Origin of the sequence: Vibrio nitrifigilis (assembly GCF_015686695.1) — a bacterium.
GTDB lineage: Bacteria > Pseudomonadota > Gammaproteobacteria > Enterobacterales > Vibrionaceae > Vibrio > Vibrio nitrifigilis.
Genome location: NZ_JADPMR010000002.1, coordinates 1 through 6,702, shown reverse-complemented (window position 1 = coordinate 6,702; position 6,702 = coordinate 1). Strand labels below are relative to the sequence as shown.

At 43.3% G+C, this 6,702-nt stretch carries 9 protein-coding genes and 1 pseudogene; 2 read left to right on the top strand and 8 right to left on the bottom strand.

Annotation, left to right across the window (positions count from 1 at the left end):
• Window positions 1-9: 9 nt before the first annotated feature.
• The 3 genes from I1A42_RS13865 to I1A42_RS13855 are packed head-to-tail and all read right to left on the bottom strand — an operon-like array spanning window position 10 to window position 1,782.
• Window positions 10-330, bottom strand: coding sequence for a hypothetical protein (locus I1A42_RS13865; protein WP_196123146.1), 321 nt, complete (start codon window positions 328-330; stop codon window positions 10-12).
• Complete coding sequence (locus I1A42_RS13860) at window positions 323-1,576, bottom strand: replication initiation factor domain-containing protein (RefSeq protein WP_196123147.1); 1,254 nt, start codon at window positions 1,574-1,576, stop codon at window positions 323-325. The genes I1A42_RS13865 and I1A42_RS13860 overlap by 8 nt, the downstream gene beginning before the upstream one ends.
• Complete coding sequence (locus I1A42_RS13855; protein ID WP_196123148.1) at window positions 1,573-1,782, bottom strand: hypothetical protein; 210 nt, start codon at window positions 1,780-1,782, stop codon at window positions 1,573-1,575. Before I1A42_RS13855 ends, I1A42_RS13860 begins: the two co-directional genes overlap by 4 nt.
• Window positions 1,783-1,949: 167 nt before the next feature.
• Here I1A42_RS13855 and I1A42_RS13850 point away from each other — a divergent pair.
• Window positions 1,950-2,306: pseudogene (locus I1A42_RS13850) on the top strand (DUF3693 domain-containing protein); the annotation flags it as partial.
• Between the two features lie 67 nt (window positions 2,307-2,373).
• Window positions 2,374-2,748, top strand: coding sequence for a phage protein (locus I1A42_RS24755; protein ID WP_196123141.1), 375 nt, complete (start codon window positions 2,374-2,376; stop codon window positions 2,746-2,748).
• Window positions 2,749-3,318: 570 nt separating this feature from the next.
• On the opposite strand, the gene I1A42_RS13845 is transcribed toward I1A42_RS24755, so the two are convergent.
• From I1A42_RS13845 to I1A42_RS13830, 5 genes are all read right to left on the bottom strand, one after another.
• Complete coding sequence (locus I1A42_RS13845) at window positions 3,319-4,452, bottom strand: zonular occludens toxin domain-containing protein (protein WP_196123142.1); 1,134 nt, start codon at window positions 4,450-4,452, stop codon at window positions 3,319-3,321.
• Window positions 4,452-4,769, bottom strand: a complete 318-nt coding sequence (locus I1A42_RS13840) for a VSK receptor (RefSeq protein ID WP_196123143.1) — start codon at window positions 4,767-4,769, stop codon at window positions 4,452-4,454. The genes I1A42_RS13845 and I1A42_RS13840 overlap by 1 nt, the downstream gene beginning before the upstream one ends.
• A 1-nt stretch (window position 4,770) precedes the next feature.
• Complete coding sequence (locus tag I1A42_RS13835) at window positions 4,771-6,168, bottom strand: hypothetical protein (protein ID WP_196123144.1); 1,398 nt, start codon at window positions 6,166-6,168, stop codon at window positions 4,771-4,773.
• A gap of 137 nt (window positions 6,169-6,305) precedes the next feature.
• Entirely contained in the window at window positions 6,306-6,440 is a 135-nt protein-coding gene (locus tag I1A42_RS25040) for a hypothetical protein (RefSeq protein ID WP_268982045.1), read from the bottom strand.
• A 10-nt stretch (window positions 6,441-6,450) separates the two neighbouring features.
• Window positions 6,451-6,702, bottom strand: a 252-nt coding sequence (locus I1A42_RS13830) for a single-stranded DNA-binding protein (RefSeq protein ID WP_196123145.1), incomplete at its 5' end; no start/stop codon positions are given.

Here is a 6,702-nt window from a genome sequence, read left to right as displayed (position 1 = left end):
ACCGATTCCTTATTTCTGGATTGGTTTAATATCGACAACCCAGTTTTTCTGAATGTTATTAGGGTCAACATCCAAAACTAAATCGCATTCCAAAGGGAACTGGTTTTCAAACGTTTGGAGCTTATGCAGCAAGCTCAGATTGTCCGTACTCATTGGAACGGTTTTTTGCATCAGGCCAACGCGAGTACAGCGACCTGATTGTGATTCTGTCCAACCGTCATTAGCACCGAGAATGTTAACGACAGCGAAGTTGTAAGGTCTGTTAGAGCCTTTTGATGTACCTTGACTGTGTTCGCAGCCAAGAATATGAGCACGAATAGTGTTAGCCATGAGCTAGTTCTCCAGTTTTTTGATGGTGGTATTCCCAGCCGACTGGAAAGTTTATTCGGTCGGGAATGTCGTTTAATTCAAACCCACGTGTCAGAACTTCCATCACGTGAGAGTCATCTTCATAGAGCAAGCGCATAGCGTTAACGAGCTTGCCATATTGAACGCGAGCATGTTTGATTGCATTTTCTAGGTTGGTTTTAAACGTCAGCTTAACCGTAGAAATACGAACTGGTTGCACCTCAGAAATGAGTGAGGCTAGGGCAGGATAAGCACCTGCAAAATAAGGGTCAGGATTGACGATAATATCCAAAGGAATCACGCGATAACGGTTGCCTATTTGAACCTCGAAACGATTCCAATTTGGGTATTCCGTAGAGTTAAGTTGAGCGCCTTTATGGTAGCCACGGAACAACTTTCCGTTATTACGGTCGCCAACATAAAATGTATGGCCCTTATCAGGAACAAAGCCACATTTGCGCTTATCGGTAGCACTAGCGCCAGTACCGCCAAGGAACTCACCCCAACAAGGCGGTTTACCTTGAGTGATGAACATGCCATCTTGATAACGTTCTTTGATTTCATCGATGGTTATGTTTCCTTCTAGGTCATCTAGGGCCAAGTCAACACGGGTTAACTTAGTGCCAGCCATTTGAGACAGTGCCTTGTGTAAACGTTCCATGCTGATAGCGGTGCAGCCTTTACCAGAGAACGACACATAGAAACCAAAGTTAGCCGCACCCCAAGCAACAATCCCAGCTTGGATACCGTTACAAAGAAGTTTTGCACTGTAGCGATAACCGGAATAACCACCGCGACGTTCTACCGTCCAAACGTTGCCGTCATAGGAAATTTCTTCCTGTAACAACTCTAAAAATGATTCGAGTTCACCATGACAAAGGACGTCCAACATATCGATGCCAATGTTTGAAATGAGCTGTTGGTAAGAGTCATGGAAAGATGTGTCCGATTCGATATACAAATCAGCATCACATAACGCGTTATTAAGAGCCGAAAAGTACAGGTCTTTATTGGCGTAGTCGTTTTCATCTACGCATCCGAGAACTTGAGCCAAGTTTTCACCGAAATAGGCGATTTTCTTGTTTTCTTCACGCATAGTAGCCATTGGGTGAGCCGACTTAGCGGAACCATCAGCAAAGGCATAACGTTGTTTGGCCATTTCTTTACAACGCTCAAGAATCAGAGGCGTGCCAGAGAATGATACATAGTCGATGATAGTGCGGCTCATAACCATTCCCCTTGGTTGTCAAACGCACCAGAGGCGCGCAAATCCGGTTCATTTTCTGGCGTAACTTCGATAAGGTCGCGTCCTGAATCACATGCGTATGAATACATTTCCATGCGAGTGCGGAAGTAATCTGGATAACCATCGATTGAGACGTAATAACCGTCATCATCAGCCCAGTAATACACAGGAGAGTTAGTACCGCACATAAAAGAAACCACCTTAACCAGCTTAGGGAGACCGCCAGAATCGGGTTAAGGCCGAAACCAGCGGTCAAAATCGCGAATTAACGCAATCATAGTTGAAGATTTTCGCAATTACTAGATGCGAAAAAACGCAACCAATGAGCTATTATCGGGAAAACGGAGGAATTGCCATGTACCAAAGTAAACTGTTAGATGCCTATAAACAGGCTCAAAACTACGTACAAGACAAGCAAATAGCACATGACTTAAACGTGAACCCGTCAAGAATCTGCGAAATGCGCAAAGGGAAACGTTATATATCTGATTCAGAAGCAGTTTTTCTAGCTGAAAACTCAGGAATTGACCCTGAGATAGCATTGTTAGGTTGTCACGCTGACCGCAATGAAAATCCGCACATCAAGCAGCTATGGGAAACCATCGCAAAAAAATTTAACGGGCATGGATTACATTTAAATTCAATGGCATACGTCAGTTTAGGAACGCTCGCCAGCATGCCTTTAATCGAGCACTTACAGTACGCATTATGTAAACTTAAGGTAAATAGTGCGTCAAGTTGCAGTGAAATAAACTCTACCCCTTTGAGGGTAGAAGTTAGTGAAGTACAACGAGATGACCAAAAACTATGTTTTTCGTGAATTAAAATGTGGTTTAACCATCGAAGAAACAGCCGAAATATGTTTTAAAACTGTGAGAACCGTCAAAGAATGGGACGCAGGAAAACCAATACCAAAAGAGTGTAGGCGATTGATGAGAGTTATATCGAATAGAGAACTACACCACAGTGAGCAGTGGGAACAATTCGAAGTAAGGAACGGGAGACTAAAGTTACCAACAGGGCAATACGTTACACCGCAACAAATTTTAACAGGAATTGCACTATTGGAAATCCAATCAATAAACGAAATTGGCGTTAACACAAAACTGTTAAAGTACGCCAGAGCACTTGCCAAGTTAATGCCAAACCGATAAATCATGTCTCATTTTGAGACAAGGGTACACATGTATAAAAAGACAGGGTAAGCGGTTCGCCCTGTATTTATCCTTAAGACTTTCACCCCGTATTACTATACGGGGCGCGCTAAATTCAAAACCCTGCATCTCCAAAAACCGACCGACCGGAGCAAGAACCGGTACGAATTTAAACGCTGAACTACCTCAATGGTCTAGCAGGAGGAAGGGAAGTTTTTTCAACAAAGGCAAGGACGCAGGTTTTCGCACGTTTTATCCTGGCAATCAATTTAGTCCTGGGGGCGTGCTTGTACCGCTAAAGCGGTGAGTCGCTCCGCTCCGTGTCGCGCAAGCGCGAGATAGTCGGGAGGAGTTGTATGTCATTTTTGACATACAGAATTGACATACAAACAAACAGGGGGGCTAAAGCGGTGAGTCGCTCCGCTCCGTGTCGCGCAAGCGCGAGATAGTCGGGAGGAGTTGTATGTCATTTTTGACATACAGAATTGACATACAAACAAACAGGGGGGGTTATTCCTTTCCTCGGTTCCTCCCCGGCGAAACGGGGCCCCTCCGAGGAAAGGACATAGACTAGAATTTTATTGGGGATGCTTCTGCAATTAAATCCGGCTGAGTCATTACAGCCTCTCTACAAACTACTATTCTTGATGAATCGTGAAAATACGCCTCATAAACACATGAGGCCAATTCTTTAAATTCATAACCCATCTTCTTTAAATCATAGTTATTAAGCGTAAACATTTTCTGAGCGCCAGAATATACATCAAGATAAACACGATTAAATGTATTATCGGCATCGACAACCGTATCGTTTCTTTTTCTGGATATATAGGAAACTTGTTTAGAATATCCAGCCACAAATAAATCATAATCAGCTAATGGGCCAAAATTCTTACGCCTTGGTTTGGGCGAACCGCTAGGAACCTGAGCCTTTGTATTTACAGTAACAGTTGACTGAACTTTATTTACATGGGCATGTTTGACTGTTTTATCTTCCCTTATTACAAGCTGATAGACCAACAAAACAATGGTCAAGCAGAACATGAAACCAGCACCAATGAAAGGCCATGTTTTCCAGAGTGGCTTAACATCAGCCGCAGCAGCCTCGACAACAGCACCGGAACTTTGAGTGTGACTCTGATAGAAGGGAAAATACTCTTTCTTATATCTACGCTGCTCGACGTTTAAGTCCTCGGACGTATCACCAAGGCGCACTTTCTTGGTGTAGGTCTTATCGCTACCAAAAGCGGTATTTTTAGCGCAGTAATACGTCATTTCAATCATTGCCTTAACGTCCTTATGAATCTTGCGTAGATTCTGCGTTAAGAGAACAATATCTATCCCGTAGTGACCATGAAGCGAGTAAAACTCTAATATCTTTGAGTCTAGCTGTCTGTTTGGTAGAACCATATGAGCCTCATCCACAACGAAAAGAGGCCCACGGTTTTGCTCATCACGCCAATCATCTTGGTAATCTTCAAAGCGCGAAAAAGGGCGCTGCATACTGCCGTATTCTGATAACTTGCCGTCTACCACCTTGATAAGGTCTCTAACATGAGGGCCGAATACCTTAACGAACTGGTCAACGTTAAGTGACACATTAGTCACGACCTTGCGACCATCTTGAATGGCAGGAATTATATGATAGACAACAGACTCGTATGATTTACCGCTACGAGGACGGCCAACAATACCATATATCATTATGAGCCCAACCTTGTGAACGGAATCAACTGTAGAACGAGACGAATACCAATGGCAGTCGCTATCAATACCAAGCAATTAGGCAGTCCAATATTGGACAGAACCCAAGCAGCGGTTGAAGGTATAGAATCAGTTAATTCAGACAAATCAAAGGGAGCAAATAACGTCATAATATAACTAATGACGACCTCGATTAAATCAAATATTTGGTCGAATACCCATGCAAATAAATCCTTAAGCGCATCTACCAGACTTAGAAATAACTTATAGAAGAACTCTAATAAGTCATTAAATAATTCTACTATCCAATCCCACATATTAACCCCCGAATATTATTTTGCGGCAAGCAAATAGAGTTGAAATGTACATGATGATTCGGACTAAATAGAATATCGTGTCCCAATCAATATAATCATTAAAATCAAACGTACCCAGTAGCCAGAATTCCATTGTTAGACTCGGTCTAGACGCATTAGACAAGTCGATTGAACCGAATATGTCACTAATGCCACTAGTGACCGTCTCAGCGATGGAATCAAATCGGTCATTAAAGACCCCGACAATTCCGTCAGGATAACTAGGCGTATAGAACGATTCACAAGTTTCCCCATCTAAGCAACCATCACTCAGGCCAGCGCCAGACGTGTCCAAATTCCCAAGGCCCGTGACCGCATCAGCAATTGTTCCAACATCATCACCAATTCCATCAACAGCCGAAGCGATACCATCAACCGATTCACCAACAGCATCAACAGAGTCTTTAACGTCAGACACTGAATCATTCACCAAATCAACGGAGTCTTTGACGTTAGTCACTGCATCAGTATTGGCTTGCATCTTCTCGTTAAAATCACTATTGAGCGCCTCAATAGCCGCTTGAGTTTGATTACCTTCTGAGACGACAGCCGAATCAATAGAATTAAGGGCCGATGTCACACTAGAATTCATGGTATCAACAGCAGACACGACTGCATCTAAATCGGCATCACTGGTTGAATCATCGGAAGAGTCGGAACCATCAGACGAGCCAGAATCGTCCGATGAATCAGAACCATCATCAGAGCCGGAATCGCCAGAATCTGAACCATCGTCAGAACCTGAATCACCTGAATCTGAATCATCGCCACTAGTAGAACGTGAACTAATACCGTCCTCATCGCATGATTCGCCAGTAGAGATAAGCGAAGATGAACAGGTTCCAAGAGTATCGGAGCAAACAGAGGAGTTATCTTTATAGGTACAACTGGACGCACAAACATACACATGAGTGCCGTAAGTACTGTAATCCCAACTATAGGAGCTTGTTTCTAATCCCGCCTCACAGGATTCCGTGTCATCGTCCCCGCCATCATCGGTTGACTCTTCACAAACACCATCATCATTCAAAGACTCACCGTCAGGACATGATTCTGTGGTATATGTACCAAACGCGATAAGTGCGTAAGAAGAGAAAGAACCACTACCATTTTCTGGACTTGTATACGAACCACTACCATAAACACGATTCCCACTATCATAAACCGTTTCTATCGTGTACGTGAAAACACCACGAGTAAACTCCATTCCTACGAAACAATTATATGAAGTGAAAACTTCCCCAACAGTATTTAGGCAAGTTAAGCCCTGCAAACTAACTTGTTCGACTTGGTAGTAAGTTGTCGAATATGAATAAAAGGGTGAGCCGAGAAAAAGGAATAGTAAAAGAAGTCGTTTCATACTGTCACCTAAACAAAAGGGAGCCGAAGCCCCCTTGATTAGTCGAAGTTCTGAGACGCTACAAAGCCAGCGAGTCCACCCAGTAGCGCAAAAACAATTAACTGAATATCGTGCAGGGCAATGAGCATATTCAGACCTTACGCTTTGTTGATAGCGCGCTTAGCAAGCGTAATTGCTTTCATTGCCAAAGCGATACCAACGATAGCCACGCCCGCAGTACCAATGTAACCAGCTACTGTAGAAAGGTCGATTGCGCCAAAAATGTCATCCATAGTCGTTACCTCAAATTGTACGTATTAATCGAATAGCTATCTTGATTGCATAGGTAGATAAGTAGCCAACTGCAAAGACAGCGAAGAAACCGAAGCTAAACGCAGAGCCAGCATCGGCGGCGGTAATCTGTGTGTATGACGACAATGTATTGTACTCATCGACTGTTATACCGATATAACCCGATGAATCACCGCAGTCCTCAAGGGAGGTGTCAGTTACTGCGAGAAATCCATCACTATTAGGTATCAAACAAACAGACAT